Source organism: Bradyrhizobium sp. CCH5-F6 (assembly GCF_001556045.1).
In the GTDB taxonomy this organism is placed as follows: Bacteria; Pseudomonadota; Alphaproteobacteria; order Rhizobiales; family Xanthobacteraceae; genus Bradyrhizobium.
Genome location: NZ_LSIC01000094.1, coordinates 263588 through 277915 on the forward strand (window position 1 = coordinate 263588; position 14328 = coordinate 277915).

12 protein-coding genes and 1 pseudogene are annotated in these 14328 nt (G+C 64.7%); 4 read left to right on the forward strand and 9 right to left on the reverse strand.

The genetic code is table 11. The features are described 5' to 3' along the window. Positions 1-20: 20 nt before the first annotated feature. Complete coding sequence (locus AX729_RS17740; RefSeq protein ID WP_061025319.1) at positions 21-848, reverse strand: tetratricopeptide repeat protein; 828 nt, start codon at positions 846-848, stop codon at positions 21-23. A gap of 197 nt (positions 849-1045) precedes the next feature. Beyond that, entirely contained in the window at positions 1046-1249 is a 204-nt protein-coding gene (locus AX729_RS17745) for a hypothetical protein (protein WP_061025262.1), read from the reverse strand. Positions 1250-1451: 202 nt separating this feature from the next. On the opposite strand from AX729_RS17745, the gene AX729_RS17750 reads away from it, so the two are divergent. Together AX729_RS17750 and AX729_RS17755 are read left to right on the forward strand one after the other, a co-directional pair. After that, positions 1452-2825 carry a leucyl aminopeptidase family protein gene (locus AX729_RS17750; protein WP_061025321.1) on the forward strand — a complete coding sequence of 458 codons (1374 nt, stop codon included), beginning with the start codon at positions 1452-1454 and terminating at the stop codon, positions 2823-2825. Continuing rightward, positions 2818-3672 (forward strand): C40 family peptidase, encoded by an 855-nt coding sequence (locus AX729_RS17755; protein ID WP_061025264.1) that lies wholly within the window; start codon positions 2818-2820, stop codon positions 3670-3672. The genes AX729_RS17750 and AX729_RS17755 overlap by 8 nt, the downstream gene beginning before the upstream one ends. Before the next feature lie 6 nt (positions 3673-3678). On the opposite strand, the gene AX729_RS17760 is transcribed toward AX729_RS17755, so the two are convergent. From AX729_RS17760 to AX729_RS17785, 6 genes are all read right to left on the reverse strand, one after another. Next, complete coding sequence (locus AX729_RS17760; protein WP_061025266.1) at positions 3679-5316, reverse strand: ABC transporter ATP-binding protein; 1638 nt, start codon at positions 5314-5316, stop codon at positions 3679-3681. A 4-nt stretch (positions 5317-5320) separates the two neighbouring features. Further along, positions 5321-6502 (reverse strand): ABC transporter permease, encoded by a 1182-nt coding sequence (locus AX729_RS17765; protein WP_061025267.1) that lies wholly within the window; start codon positions 6500-6502, stop codon positions 5321-5323. Further along, entirely contained in the window at positions 6502-7611 is a 1110-nt protein-coding gene (locus AX729_RS17770) for a microcin C ABC transporter permease YejB (protein WP_061025270.1), read from the reverse strand. The genes AX729_RS17765 and AX729_RS17770 overlap by 1 nt, the downstream gene beginning before the upstream one ends. A gap of 2 nt (positions 7612-7613) precedes the next feature. Beyond that, positions 7614-9497, reverse strand: coding sequence for an extracellular solute-binding protein (locus AX729_RS17775; RefSeq protein ID WP_061025272.1), 1884 nt, complete (start codon positions 9495-9497; stop codon positions 7614-7616). A 14-nt stretch (positions 9498-9511) separates the two neighbouring features. After that, positions 9512-11425 (reverse strand): extracellular solute-binding protein, encoded by a 1914-nt coding sequence (locus AX729_RS17780; protein WP_061025273.1) that lies wholly within the window; start codon positions 11423-11425, stop codon positions 9512-9514. Positions 11426-11633: 208 nt separating this feature from the next. After that, positions 11634-12188, reverse strand: coding sequence for a c-type cytochrome (locus AX729_RS17785; protein ID WP_061025275.1), 555 nt, complete (start codon positions 12186-12188; stop codon positions 11634-11636). A gap of 234 nt (positions 12189-12422) precedes the next feature. On the opposite strand from AX729_RS17785, the gene AX729_RS17790 reads away from it, so the two are divergent. Both AX729_RS17790 and AX729_RS17795 read left to right on the forward strand, forming a co-directional pair. Next, complete coding sequence (locus AX729_RS17790; protein WP_061025277.1) at positions 12423-13163, forward strand: 3-deoxy-manno-octulosonate cytidylyltransferase; 741 nt, start codon at positions 12423-12425, stop codon at positions 13161-13163. A 21-nt stretch (positions 13164-13184) separates the two neighbouring features. Continuing rightward, positions 13185-14042, forward strand: a complete 858-nt coding sequence (locus AX729_RS17795; protein ID WP_061025279.1) for a prephenate dehydratase — start codon at positions 13185-13187, stop codon at positions 14040-14042. Positions 14043-14110: 68 nt separating this feature from the next. Here AX729_RS17795 and AX729_RS17800 read toward each other — a convergent pair. Then, positions 14111-14328: pseudogene (locus tag AX729_RS17800) on the reverse strand (LLM class flavin-dependent oxidoreductase); the annotation flags it as partial.

Below are 14328 nucleotides of genomic sequence, written 5' to 3' on the forward strand. Positions count from 1 at the left end.
GATCGGAAGATCAGATCTGATCAGTCAGGCTGGCTGAGCGAAGCAACCGGCGTCCGCTTCGCTGCGCCGCGCGGCGCGTCGCTGCGGCTGAGCATGTCCTTGAGATAGGCGACATTGGCCGCGGCCTGGTCCGGCGGCAGGTCTGCTTTGACGATGGTCTCCGCTTCCGCGAAGCGCCCCTGGAGGCCGACGACCAGGGCGAGGTTCTGCCGCACCCGGGCGCTCGCGCGCGGCGAGGCGTAGGCCTGTCGCAACGCCTCTTCGGCCTTCGGCAGGTCTCTCGACAGCATGTAGGACAGGCCGAGATTTGAGAGCACGCCGGGATCGCCCGGTGCGATCTTGAGCGCGCTCGCGTAATAGGACCGCGCCTCCTCGTGACGACCCATCTGGTCGAGCGCGGTGCCCTGCACCGAGAGCAGACGCCAGTCCGGATTGTCGGGCGAATGAGCCTTCGACAGGACGTCGTAGGCCTGCTGGAAGTTGCCGTTGTCGGCGAGTGCGCGGCCGTACTGGGCGAGCAGTGCCCTGTTGCCGGGATTGGCGATGGTCGCCTGCTCGAGCACGGCGGCGGCCTGGGCGCGCTGGCCGTTGGCGCGCAGGGCCTGACCGTAGGCGAGCGCGGCGTCGGCATCCTTGGGGTTGGCGCGGTAGCGCTCGCCATAGGCTTCGACGGCACGCGCCGGATCGGTGGGCGCGCGATCGGCCGAAGGCGCCTCCGCCCGGGGGCCGACCGACCCCGTCACTTCGGAGAGCTTCGACATGGCCGTGCAGCCGCCGAGGCCCATCGCCACCGCCGCGACCAGCGACGTGGACGCAAGTAGCCGGGCGAGACTGATCCGTTGACGCATGACGCTTTGACTCTCGAGCCGCTCGATCAAGCCGAACGTGCCAGCAATAGAATGTTAACCCTAACGGCCGGTTAACGGCGCTTTCTGGCCTCTCACGGCGGCGTCACGACCGCAACGCGTGCCAAGGCGTGAGTCGCAAACGGTAACTGTCGGCTTGAGGGGCGAGATCCGCGCGAGGACGTTTTCGTCTCGCCCGGTCAATACTCGATGGCGAGCCGCCTGCGGATTTCGTCGACGCGTTTGTCGAGCGCGTCGAACCGCGCGTGGACCGAGCGGTCGTGGAGATAGAAGACGTAACCGCCGGCCAGGAGCGCGAAGATCCAATGGTGATGCTCGACATAGCCAAAGACCGCATCGACGGCCTGGCCGACGAATGTGACCACGCTCCACACAAATTCCATCGCATTCCTCCCGGCGCTTCGTCGTCGATCCCCGGGGATCTCCACATCCGGCGACCGCTCCCCGGAACCTAGCATGGCCCCCTTGCGGCGAGTAGCGACTCGCTGAACGGTGACGGCAAAGCGGATTGCAGCGGCGGCGAAACTCTGCGAAGTCTCGTTTTGCTCGCATCACCCGCTCGATCTGACGATCCGGACCCGCCAAATGCCTTCTGTCTTCGATACGTCGCCCAATGCCATCCCGATCACCTTCGTCACCAGGTCGAGCTGGGATCAGGTCGCCGAGACGCTGCCGCCGGCGCAACGTCAGTTCGCCGCTGTAAGTGCCTTTGCCGCCAAGCCGGGCCGCTATCTCGCGCTGCCTGCGCCCGACGGCACGATCGCGCAGGTGCTGTTCGGCCTCGAGGACGAGGGCGCGCGAGCGCGCGACCTGTTCCGGCCCGGCGCGCTCCCCGGCCTGCTGCCGCCGGGCACCTATCGCTTCGCCAATGCACCGCACGATCCGCGGCTGGCGGCGCTCGCCTTCGCATTGGGGTGCTACCGCTTCGCCCGCTACCGCAAGGCCGAGCGCCCCGAGGTCCGGCTGGTGCCGCCTGACGGCGTCGACGCGGCCGAGATCGAGCGGATCGCCGATGCCGCAATGCTCGCGCGCGACCTCATCAACACGCCGTCCAACGACATGGGCCCGTCGGAACTCGCCGAAGCCGCGCTCGCGCTCGCCACCGAGTTCGGCGCTAGCTTCGCCTGCACCATCGGCGAGGACCTGAAGACGAATTTCCCGCTGATCCACGCCGTCGGCATGGCGTCCAGCCGCGCGCCACGTCTGATCGACATCGGCTGGGGCGATCCTGATCATCCCAAGGTGACGCTGGTCGGCAAGGGCGTGTGCTTCGATACCGGCGGGCTCGACCTGAAGCCGTCGAGCGGCATGCTGATCATGAAGAAGGACATGGGCGGCGCCGCCAACGCGCTGGCGCTCGCGCGCATGGTGATGGATGCGAAGCTGAAGGTGCGGCTGCGCGTGCTGATCCCGGCCGTGGAGAACGCCGTCGCGGGCAACGCCTTCCGCCCGCTCGACATCTTCAAGTCGCGCAAGGGCATCACCGTCGAGATCGGCAACACCGATGCGGAGGGGCGCCTGGTGCTCGCCGACGCGCTGGCGCTGGCCGACGAGGAGAAGCCCGATCTGCTGATCGACCTGGGCACCCTGACGGGCGCGGCCCGCGTCGCGCTGGGGCCGGATTTGCCGCCCTTCTACACCAATGATGAGACGCTGGCCGCCGACGTCGCGCGCTGCGCGGTGAAGGAGAACGATCCGTTGTGGCGCATGCCGCTGTGGCCGCCTTACGATGCCTGGCTGGACTCCAAGACGGCGACCATCACCAACGCGCCGTCGGGCGGCTTTGCCGGCTCGATCACCTGCGCGTTGTTCCTGCAACGTTTCGTCGAGCACGCCAAGAGCTGGCTGCATGTCGACATCTACGGCTGGACACCGTCGGCCAAGCCGGCGCGGCCCGAAGGCGGCGAGTGCCAGGCGGCGCGGACCATCTACGCACTCTTGAGCGAACGCTATGCGTGACGCAGGACACGATCCGCGGCTGACGCCGGCGCGGGGCGACATCGCCGCGAAATATCTCGAAGGCAAGGTCGAGGCGGATCGCTTCGTCACCGGCGAAGAATTCGAGGTGGTCGAGGCGCTCGCGCCGGTGCGCGAGCAGCCGTCCTCCGACGCGATGCTGATGACAGAGGCGCTGCGCGGCGAGCGGGTCACCATCTACGATCGTAACGGCGAGGGCTGGGCCTGGGGTCAGCTCAATGACGATGGCTATGTCGGCTGGCTTCCCGACGCGGCGCTCGCGAAACCGAAATCGGCACCGACGCACAAGGTAGGCGTGCTGCGAACATTCGCGTTCCCCGGTCCCTCGATCAAGCTGCCGCCGGCCGACACGCTCGTGATGGGATCGAAGATTGCCGTGGCGCGCGAGGACGGCTCCTTCGCCGTGACGCGCGACGGGAGATTTTTACCGAGGACGCACCTCGTCCCGTTCGATCATCGCGAGGCAGATTTCGTGTCGGTGGCCGAGCGCTTCGTCGGCACGCCCTATCTCTGGGGCGGCAAGAGCAGTTTCGGCATCGACTGCTCGGGTCTCGTGCAGGTGTCCCTGACCGCTGCGGGCATCGGTTGCCCGCGCGACAGCGACATGCAGCAGACGGGCCTCGGCCGCGCACTGGAGCCGAATGAGCGGAGCAGCTTGCTGCGCGGCGATTTGATCTTCTGGAAGGGCCATGTCGCCATCGTGCGCGACGCCGGCACCATGGTTCACGCCAATGCGTATCACATGGCGACGGCGATCGAGCCGATCGAGCCGGCCATTGCGCGGATCAAGCAGGCGGGCAGCGAGATCGTGGCGATCAAGCGGCTCTGACGGGGCTTACGTCGCCACCGAGCCGTTCCCTGCCGTCTCCAGCCGGAACGCCGCCGCGAACAGCGCGCGCGTGTAAGCCGTCTTCGGGTTCTTGAAGAGCTCGGCGGCCTGGCCTTCCTCGACCACCTTGCCGCCGCGCATCACGATGAGGTGGCTGGCGAGCGATGCGACGACCCGCAAATCGTGCGAGATGAACATGTAGGTGAGCTCGCGCTTGCGCTGGAGCTCGCGCAACAGATCGACCATCTGCGCCTGGAACAGCATATCGAGCGCGCTGGTCGGCTCGTCCAGCACGACGAAATCCGGCTCCAGCACCACCGCGCGCGCGATGCTGATGCGCTGGCGCTGGCCGCCGGAGAACTCATGGGGATAGCGGAAGCGCGTATCCGGATTGAGCCCGACATCCTCAAGCGCCTTGACGACGCGCACCTCGCGCTCCTCGCGCGAGAGCTTCGGCTGATGCACGGACAGTCCTTCGGCGATGATGTCGGCGATCGACATGCGCGGGCTGAGCGAGCCGAACGGATCCTGGAACACGATCTGCATGTCGCGCCGGAACGGCCGCATCTCCTTGAAGCGCAGGCCCTGGATGTCCTTGCCGAGGAACACGATGCGCCCGTCCGAGGAGATCAGCCGCAGCAATGCGAGCCCCAGCGTGGTCTTGCCCGAGCCGGATTCGCCGACGACCCCAAGCGTCTCGCCCTTGCGCACGGCGACGCTGACGCCGTCGACCGCCTTGATGTGGCCGACCGTCTTGCGCATCAGCCCGCGCTTGATCGGAAACCAGACTTTGAGATCATCGGCCGACATCACCACCGGCGCATCCGGCTGCGGCGGCGCCGGATCCGGCTTCGGCTCGGCCGCGAGCAGGTCGCGCGTATAGGGATGCTTCGGGGTCTTGAAGACCTGCTCGACCGGTCCCTGCTCGACGATCGCGCCCCCCCGCATGACGCAGACGGTGTCGGCGATGCGGCGGACGATGCCGAGATCGTGGGTGATGAACAGCAGGCTCATGCCGAGCCGCGAACGGATCTCGGCGAGCAGCGCCAGGATCTGCGCCTGCACGGTGACGTCGAGCGCGGTGGTCGGCTCGTCCGCGATCAGCAGGTCCGGCTCGTTGGCGAGCGCCATCGCGATCATCACGCGCTGGCGCTGGCCGCCGGAAAGCTGGTGCGGATAGCTCTTCAGCCGCGTCTCGGGCTCGGGAATGCCGACCTGCGTCAGCAGTTCCAGCGTCCGCCTGCGCGCCTCGGCATTGCTGGTGGGATTGTGCAGCTGGATGATCTCGCCGATCTGCGCCTCGATCGTGTGCAGCGGATTGAGCGAGGTCATCGGCTCCTGGAAGATGATGGAGATGTCGCTGCCGCGGATCTCGCGCATCTGCTGCTCGGTTTGGTCGATCAGCTCGCGCCCCTTGAAGCGGATGCTGCCCGAGGGATGCGACGCGTTCGGATAGGGCAACAGCTTCAGGATCGAGAGCGCGCTGACCGACTTGCCGGAGCCGGATTCGCCGACCAGCGCGACGCACTCGCCGCGCTTGATCTGGAACGAGACCTTGTCGACCGCGAGCGTGGTGGCGCCGCCCTGGTGGAAGGCCACCGAGAGATCGCGCACGCTGAGCAGGGGCTGGTTGATCGCGTCCATCGGCCTACCTGAACGTCTTGCGCGGATCGAAGGCGTCGCGCACGGCTTCGCCAATGAAGATCAGGAGCGACAGCATGATCGCGACCGAGAAGAAGCCCGAGAAACCGAGCCAGGGTGCCTGCACGTTGGATTTGGCCTGCGACAGCAGTTCGCCCAGCGAAGGCGATCCCGGCGGCAGGCCGAAGCCCAGGAAGTCGAGCGCAGTCAGCGTCATCACCGAGCTCGACACGATGAATGGCAGGAACGTCATGGTCGCGACCATCGCGTTCGGCAGCAGATGGCGGAACATGATGACCGGGTTCGAGACGCCGAGCGCCCGCGCCGCCTGGATGTATTCGAAGTTGCGCCCGCGCAGGAACTCGGCCCGCACCAGACCGACCAGCGAGACCCAGGAGAACAGCAGGAGGATGCCGAGCAGCACGAAGAAGCCGGGCACGAGCACCGAGGACAGGATCAGGAGGAGGTAGAGCGAGGGAATCGCCGTCCAGATCTCGATGAAGCGCTGGAATATCAGGTCGACCCGGCCGCCGAAATAGCCCTGCACCGCCCCCGCCGCAATGCCGATGACGGATGAGACGATGGTGAGACAAAGGCCGAACAGCACCGAGATGCGGAAGCCGTAGATCAGCCGCGCCACCACGTCGCGGCCCTGATCGTCGGTGCCGAGCCAGTTGTATTCGAGATCGCGGCAGCTCTTCAGCCCCTTCTTCTCCAATACCGGCTTGCATTGCGCTTCCGTCAGCATCCAGGTCGGCTTCGACGGTGCCGGTGTCGGCAGGTCGAGATTGTGCGTGTCGTAGGAGTAGCGGATCAGCGGCCAGACGATGGTGCCGCCCTTCTCCTTGATGAGCTTCTGCAAATAGGGATCGCGATAGTCGGCCGCGGTTTCGAAGTCGCCGCCGAAGGCCGTTTCCGAATAGGTGACGAAGGCCGGCCAATACAGCCGGCCGTCGAACTTGATCAGGAAAGGTCGATCATTGGCGATCAGCTCGGCGAACAGCGACACCACGAACAGGACGATGAAGAGCCAGAACGACCAGTAGCCGCGACGATTCGCCTTGAAGTTCTGCCATCGACGCCTGTTGAGCGGCGATGGAGCGAACGGCTTGCGGGTCATCGGCACCGCGTCGCCGAGCGGTGACTTCGCTGTAGTTTCGATCGGAGTCGTCGGAGCGGCCAGCGTCATCAGACCTCCCGCGCCTCGAAATCGATCCGGGGGTCGATCCACATATAGGTCAGGTCGGAGATCAGGTTGATCACCAGGCCGACCAGCGAGAAGATGTAGAGCGTCCCGAACACCACGGGATAATCGCGGTTGAGCACGCTCTCGAAGCTGAGCAGCCCCAGCCCGTCCAGCGAGAAGATGGTCTCGATCAGGAGCGAGCCCGAGAAGAACGCGTGAATGAAGGTCCCGGGGAAGCCGGCGATCACGATCAGCATCGCATTGCGGAAGACATGGCCGTACAGCACCCGGTTCTCGCTGCAGCCCTTGGCGCGCGCCGTCATGACGTATTGCTTGCGGATTTCGTCCAGGAACGAGTTCTTCGTCAGGAACGTCATGGTGGTGAACGCGCCGAGGGCCATGGCTATCAACGGCAGCGTCAGATGCCAGAAATAGTCGATGATCTTCCAGTACCAGGGAAATTCCGACCAGCCGTCCGAGGTCAATCCGCGCAGCGGGAACCAGTTGAAGAAGGAGCCGCCGGCGAACAGGATGATCAGGAGGATGGCGAACAGGAAGCCGGGAATGGCATAGCCGAGAACGAGCACCGTCGACGTCCAGGTGTCGAAGCGGGTGCCGTCCTTGATCGCCTTGCGGATGCCGAGGGGGATCGAGATCAGATAGGTGATCAGAGTCAGCCAGATCCCCAGCGAGATCGAGACCGGCAGCTTTTCCTTGATCAGCTGGAGCACGCTGACGTCGCGAAAATAGCTCTTGCCGAAATCGAAACGGGCGAAATTCCAAACCATCAAGAGAAAGCGTTCCGGCGCCGGCTTGTCGAAGCCGAACTGCACCTCCAGCTTCTTGATGAAGTCAGGATCGAGTCCCTGCGCACCGCGATATTTCGAGTTGATCGCATCGCTGCCGGCACCGACTTGTCCCGGCGCGCGTTGCGCAAAATCGCCGCCGCCCGAGATGCGTGACGTGCCGCCGGTGTCGGCGCCCGAGAGCTGCGCGATCACACGCTCGACCGGGCCGCCCGGCGCGAACTGCACCACGACGAAGGACACGAAGAGGATCCCGAGCAGCGTCGGAATCATCAGGAGGATGCGGCGGGCGATATAAGCGCTCATGGCTATTTTGATTGCTCGAGCTTGGCCGCCTTGGCGGGTTCATGCCACCAGATATCGGGGGCGCCGACGCCGTGGGCATAACGCGGCAGCCTCGTTGGATGGCCGAATTGATCCCAATAGGCCAGCCGGTGCGTCTTGTTGTACCATTGCGGCACCCAATAGCGGCCGGCGCGGAACAGCCGGTCGAATGCGCGGCAGGCGACGGTCAGCTCTTCGCGGCTGTCAGCCGACATGATCTTTTCGATCATGGCGTCGATGGCCGGGTTGGCGATGCCCGCGAGATTGTACGAGCCCTTGGTGTTCGCGACCTGCGAGGAGAAGAAGGAGCGCATGGCGTCGCCCGGCGTCGCGGACATGCTGAAGCGCTGGATGGTCATGTCGAAATCGAAGTCATCCTGGCGCGCCCTGTATTGCACCGGATCGACGAGGCGCACGCTCGCCTCGATACCGAGCGTCGCGAGATTCTTGATGTAGGGCGCATGATGCGGCTGGAAGGAGGGTTCGTCCAACAGGAACTCGATCCTGAACACCTCGCCATTCGGCAGCATCCGCTTGCCGTCCTTGACCGGCACGCCTGCGTCGCTCAGCAGTTGCTGCGCCTTGCGCAACAGGCTGCGGTCTTGTCCGGAGCCGTCCGTGACCGGCGGCGTGAACGGTGCCGTGAAAACGTCGTCGGGAACCTGGCCGCGAAACGGCTCCAGCAGCTTCAGCTCTTCCGGCGAAGGCGGCGCATCGTTCGCCATGAGGTCCGAGTTCTGGAACGGCGACACCGTACGGGCATAGGCACCGTACATGATGGTCTTGTTGGTCCACTCGAAATCGAAGGCGTTGATCAGCGCCTCGCGTACGCGCGGGTCCTTGAACTTCTCGCGTCGCGTGTTGATGAACCAGCCTTGCGCTCCGGACGGAGTGTCGTCGGGAACGACCTCCATCTTGACGCGGCCATCCTTCACGGCCGGAAAGTCATAGCGCGTTGCCCATATGCGGGAGGTGAACTCCTCGCGATAGAGATAGCTCTTGCCGGTGAAACCTTCGAAGGCGACGTCGCGGTCGCGATAGAACTCGTACCGCACGACATCGAAATTGTAGCTGCCGCGGCAAGGAGGCAGATCGGCGGCCCACCAATCCCTGACCCGTTCAAATTCGATGTAGCGGTTGACCTCGAACCTGCCGACCTTGTACGGACCGGAGCCGAGCGGCACGTCCAGTGTCGATTCGTCGAAGGGCCGGGACGTGTAGTACGCTTTCGAGAAGATCGGAAGTCCGGCGGCATAGAGCGGCACGTCACGGGCGCGCCCCTTGGCAAAGGTGACGACGAGCGTCGCGTCGTCGATCGCTTCCGCGCTCACCACGTCGCGCATCTGCACCGTGATCAGCGGATGGCCCTTGGCCTTCAGCGTCGTCAGCGAAAACGCCGCATCATGCGCCGTGAGCTTGGTGCCATCGTGAAATTTCGCCTCCGGCCGCATCGTGAAGCGGTAGACCAGCCTGTCCGGCGATATCTGCACGGATTTGGCGGCAAGCCCGTACATCGCGTCCGGCTCGTCGCTCGCCCGTACCATCAGCGGCGAAAACGTCATGTCCATGCCTTGCGCGCCGTCGCCCTTCAGAATGAAGGCGTTGAGCGAGTTGAAGGTCTGGTAGGACTGGTTATACGATCTCGTCCATGGGATGAGCGAGAACGTGCCGCCCTTCGGCGCAGCCGGATTGACGTAGTCGAAATGGTGGAAATCGGCGGGATATTTGAGATCGCCGAACGCCGAGATGCCGTGCGCCTCGGTCCCCGCTTCCGATGCACGCGCACTGCGCAACGGCGCACCAATGGACGCCCCGAGGGCGCCGCCGACACCCAAGACCAACACCTGGCGGCGTGACATCTGCGTCATGCGGGGAACGTCCTTCACGACTTCTTTGCGATCCGCGCCGCCTTGTCTGCGTCGTACCACCAGATGAACGGGAAGCCGGATTGCCCGTATTTGGGCAATTCCGCCGGCCGGCCGAAACGGTCCCAGCGCGCGGTGCGCACCTTGTTGTAGGTCCACTGCGGCACGACGTAGTGATTCCACAGCAGCACGCGGTCGAGCGCCTTGGTTGCGGCCACCAGGTCGTCGCGATCGGTGGCGTAGATGACCCGTTCGATCAGCTTGTCGATCGCAGGATTCTTGATGCCGGCGATGTTGCGCGACCCGGCGATGTCGGCGGTCTTGGACGACCAGAACTCGCGCTGCTCGTTCCCCGGCGACTGCGACTCGCCCCATGAGTTGGTGACGATATCGAAGTCCCACTCGCGCGTCCTGTTCTCGTATTGCGTCGGATCGACCGTCCGCACGCTGACGGCGATGCCGAGCCGCTCCAGCGACGGCTTGTAGAACAGGGTGATCCGCTCGAAGCTCGGATCCTGGTTCAGCAACTCCAGCGAAAACTGGGAGCCGGTCTTGACGTCGATCAGCTTGCGATCGCGCACCTCATAGCCAGCCTCCTTGAACAGGCGCAGCGCTTCGCGAAGATTCTCCCGGACGGCCTCCGGGTTGCCGCCGACCGGATTGCTGTAGGGCGTCGTGAAGACCTCGGGCGGGACCTGGGCGCGCACGGTCTCGAGGATTTCGAGCTCCTTCCCCTGCGGCAGCCCCGTCGCCATCAGCTCTTCGATGCCGTCGAAATAGCTGCTAATGCGCTTGTACTGACCGTAGAAGATCTGCTTGTTCATCTCCTCGAAGTCGAAGGCGTAGTTGAGCGCACGACGCACGCGGGGATCGCTGAACTTGGCGCGGCGCAGGTTCGGCACGAAGGCCTGCATCACGCCCGAGCTGCGATTGGCGAATTCCTCGAGGATCACACGCTTTTCGGTCACGGCCGGGAAGTCGTAGGCGGTCGCCCAGCTCTTGGCGCTGTTCTCGGTGCGCCAGTCGACCTGGTCGGCCTTGAAGGCCTCGATCGCCACCGTGCCGTCGCGGAAATATTCGTAGCGCAGCTCGTCGAAATTGTTGCGGCCCACATTGGCGGGGAGGTCGCGGCCCCAATAATCCTTGACGCGCTCCAGCGCGATCGAGCGTCCTGCTACGAACTCCTTGACTTTGTAGGGGCCCGAACCGAGCGGCACTTCCAGCGTGGTGGCGGAGACATCGCGCTTGCGGCCCTGCGCGTCCGTCCCCTCCCACCAATGCTTCGGCAGGACCGTAAGCTGTCCGACGATCTGCGGCAGTTCGCGGTTGCCGGGCGCGTCGAATACGAACTTCACCTCGCGCTCGCCGACCTTCTCGGCCTTCACCACATGGCTGTAGTACGCCGAGTACATCGGATGGTGCTTCTTGAAGGAATCAAGCGAGAAGATCACGTCATCCGGGGTGACGGGCTTGCCGTCATGCCACTTGGCCTCCCGTCGCAACCGATAGGTGACGAAAGAAAAATCGTCGGGATGGCTGACGGCCTCGGCGAGCGCGCCGTATTCGGTCGAGACCTCGTCGAGCGACGGCGTCAGCAGCGTCTCATAGATGAATGCCACGGCACCGGCGACCTGCCCCTTCACACCTGAAACGACGATATTGAAATTGTCGAATGTGCCGACGGCGGTCTGGCGCGCGACGCCGCCTTTGGGCGCGTCCGGATTGACGTAATCGAAGCGCTTGAAGTCGGCCGGGTACTTGACCTTGCCGAACAGGGACAGCGCGTGGCGCCAAGGGAGCCCGCCGGAAGGCAGCTCAGTTGCTGATTGCGCATGCGCCGAGCCGACGGCAACGCCCGCGACGGAGCCAAGGGCTGGAAGGGCTGCGGCAGCGGTGCCGGTGAGCAGGAGATCGCGTCGGGTAATGGCCAAATCAACATCCCTGTCTTGAAGGAGGCTACTCCTTTAAGTTCCCAATATAGGCGAGGTTTCGACCGAATATGTTGCTTTTTCCTCATCTTGGAAGCCCAGCCGGCCTGTCGGATGCGACCAAACGCCCCGATAAACTCGCCGCGAGGCCCGAATAAGCGAACGGCCAGGCTGTTCAGCCTGGCCGTTCATTCCAAAACGGTTATGAGCCTTACTTCGACGCCGTCGGCAGTGGCTGCGGACTCTCCGACAGCGAGTTCAGATAGGCGATGACGTCGGCACGCTCGGAATCCTTCGCAATACCGGCGAAGCCCATCGCGGTGCCCGGGATGAAGCCCTTCGGATTGGCGATGAACTTGTTGAGGTCGTCGAACGTCCAGTTGCCGCCCTTGCCCTTGAGGGCCGCCGAGAAGTTGAAGCCGCCACGGCCCTGGCCCTTTGGCTCGCCGACGACGCCATAGAGGTTCGGACCGACCCGATTCGGGCCGCCCTTCTCGAAGGTGTGGCAGGCGCCGCACTTCTTGGCGGCGGCAGCGCCCTTCTCGACGGAGGCGGTCTGGAGCAGCTTCTCGATGGGCTCGGCGGCAGCAGCCGCGGCGCCGCCTTCCTTCGCCGAACCGGCGTCTTCCTTCACGGCGATCTCGAAGCCGGGCTTTTCCGGCATCTTGGGCGAGAACAGCGCCTCGGCGGTGATGCTCGTCACCATCAGAAGAAGGCAGGTGGCGAGCACCGCACCGAGAATCTTGTTGAGTTCGAAAGAGTCCATTTCCGGCCAGGCCCCACCGCAAGAAGGAAACAGCGGCCCAAGCGGCCGCCGAGGACGAGCCTCGGGAGAATCAAAACGTTCCCTATTGTTTCCCCGAGTTTTGCCATTGAGATATCGGTTTGCCCGGGGTCTGGCAACCCGTATAAGCGACCCGGTTTTCAGCCCGTCCCCACTCCATTTCTCGGCGCGGAAAACGCCCCGTTTCCAGGCCCTTGACCCCAAGCCTTTGAGCACATGATCGATCCCCGCATCCTGGTGCTGATCCCGGCCCGCATGGCCGCCACCCGCCTGCCCGGCAAACCGCTCGCCGATATCGCGGGCCTGCCGATGATCGTGCATGTGCTGCGCCGCGCGGAGGCCGCTGCAATCGGCCGGGTCGCGGTGGCCACCGACACGCCGGAGATCGCATCCGTGGTGACTGCCCATGGCGGCGAGGCCGTGATGACCCGCCCCGACCATCCCTCGGGCTCGGACCGCATCCACGAGGCCATGCAGAAGCTCGATCCGGACGGCAAGGCCGAGATCGTGGTCAATCTCCAGGGGGATTTCCCGACCATCACGATCGACAACATCCGCGAGGTGCTGCCGCCGCTGCAAGACCCGGCCGTGGACATCGCGACGCTGGCCTCGCAAATCCACACCGAGGAAGAGGACCTCGCTCCGAGCGTCGTGAAGGCGATCGGAACCTCGCTCGGCGGCCGGCGCATGCGCGCACTTTATTTCACCCGCGCGACCGCCCCGACCGGCGACGGACCGCGTTACCACCATATCGGCCTTTATGCCTATCGCCGCGCCGCGCTGGAGCGGTACGTCTCGCTGCCGCCCTCACCGCTGGAGTTGCAGGAGAAGCTCGAGCAGCTCCGGGCGCTGGAGGCTGGAATGCGGATCGACTTCACCATCGTCGATACCGTGCCCCGGGGGGTCGATACGCCGGCGGACCTGGAGACCGCCCGCAGCATCCTTTCCAAATCCTGAGCCGCTGCTACAAGGCCGACCATGAGCAAGATGAAGATCGCATTCCAGGGCGAACCCGGAGCCAATTCCCATATCGCCATCGTCGAGGCCTACCCCGACGCCGAACCGTTGCCCTGCGCCACCTTCGAGGACGCGCTGTCGGCGATCTCGTCGGGCGAGGCCGATCTCGGCATGATCCCGATCGAGAATTCGGTCGCCGGCCGCGTCGCCGACATCCATCATTTGCTGCCGGCGTCAGGCCTGTTCATCATCGGCGAATGGTTCCTGCCGGTCCGGCACCAGCTGATGGCGGTGAAGGGGACCAGGCTCGAAGACATCAGGAGCGTCGAGAGCCACGTGCATGCGCTCGGCCAGTGCCGGCGCATCATCCGCAAGCTGGGCATCAAGCCGATCGTGCACGCCGACACCGCCGGCAGCGCCCGCGACATTTCCGAGCGCAAGGACAAGTCCGTCGCCGCGATCGCCTCGCGTCTCGCCGCGAAAATCTACGGCCTCGACATCCTCGCCGAGGACATCGAGGACGAGGCCCACAACACCACCCGTTTCGTGGTGCTGGCGCGCGAGCCGAAATGGGCGACCCAAGGCTCGGGCCCGCTCGTCACGACTTTTGTTTTCCGCGTCCGCAACCTGCCGGCGGCCCTCTACAAGGCGCTCGGCGGTTTCGCCACCAACGGCGTCAACATGACCAAGCTCGAGAGCTACATGGTCGACGGCAACTTCTTCGCCACGCAATTCTACGCCGACGTCGACGGCCACCCCGACGACAAGGGCCTCGCCTTTGCGATCGAGGAGCTGAAGTTCTTCTCGCGCGAATTCCGCATCGTCGGCGTGTATCCGGGACACCCGTTCCGCGCGACGTTCAGCGAGACGCAGGAGTAGCCTCATGTCCCGGACGCGCGAAGCGCGAGCCGGGATCCGAGGAATGCGAGACCAGGAGCGCGATCGGCCTAAGCCGCACCTTTAACCAGCCCGAACGCCTCTGCCAGCAGCGAATACGATTTCTTCCGCGCCTCATGGTCGTACACGGCGGTGATCACCATCAGCTCGTCCGGCTTGCTGGCATAGATCAGCGGCTGCAGCTTCTTCTGCACCGTCGCGGGGCTGCCGACGAAAAGGCGCGAGCGGTTGCGCAGGATCGAGGTGCGCTCGGCATCCGTGTACGGAT

Coding starts and splice junctions, on each gene's coding strand:
- AX729_RS17755 (WP_061025264.1), top strand. CDS start 2,818: ATGCGTGACGCAGGACACGATCCGCGGCTGACGCCGGCGCGGGGCGAC.
- AX729_RS17790 (WP_061025277.1), top strand. CDS start 12,423: ATGATCGATCCCCGCATCCTGGTGCTGATCCCGGCCCGCATGGCCGCC.
- AX729_RS17750 (WP_061025321.1), top strand. CDS start 1,452: ATGCCTTCTGTCTTCGATACGTCGCCCAATGCCATCCCGATCACCTTC.
- AX729_RS17775 (WP_061025272.1), bottom strand. CDS start 9,497: ATGACGCAGATGTCACGCCGCCAGGTGTTGGTCTTGGGTGTCGGCGGC.
- AX729_RS17760 (WP_061025266.1), bottom strand. CDS start 5,316: ATGGACGCGATCAACCAGCCCCTGCTCAGCGTGCGCGATCTCTCGGTG.
- AX729_RS17785 (WP_061025275.1), bottom strand. CDS start 12,188: ATGGACTCTTTCGAACTCAACAAGATTCTCGGTGCGGTGCTCGCCACC.
- AX729_RS17745 (WP_061025262.1), bottom strand. CDS start 1,249: ATGGAATTTGTGTGGAGCGTGGTCACATTCGTCGGCCAGGCCGTCGAT.
- AX729_RS17765 (WP_061025267.1), bottom strand. CDS start 6,502: ATGACGCTGGCCGCTCCGACGACTCCGATCGAAACTACAGCGAAGTCA.
- AX729_RS17770 (WP_061025270.1), bottom strand. CDS start 7,611: ATGAGCGCTTATATCGCCCGCCGCATCCTCCTGATGATTCCGACGCTG.
- AX729_RS17795 (WP_061025279.1), top strand. CDS start 13,185: ATGAGCAAGATGAAGATCGCATTCCAGGGCGAACCCGGAGCCAATTCC.
- AX729_RS17740 (WP_061025319.1), bottom strand. CDS start 848: ATGCGTCAACGGATCAGTCTCGCCCGGCTACTTGCGTCCACGTCGCTG.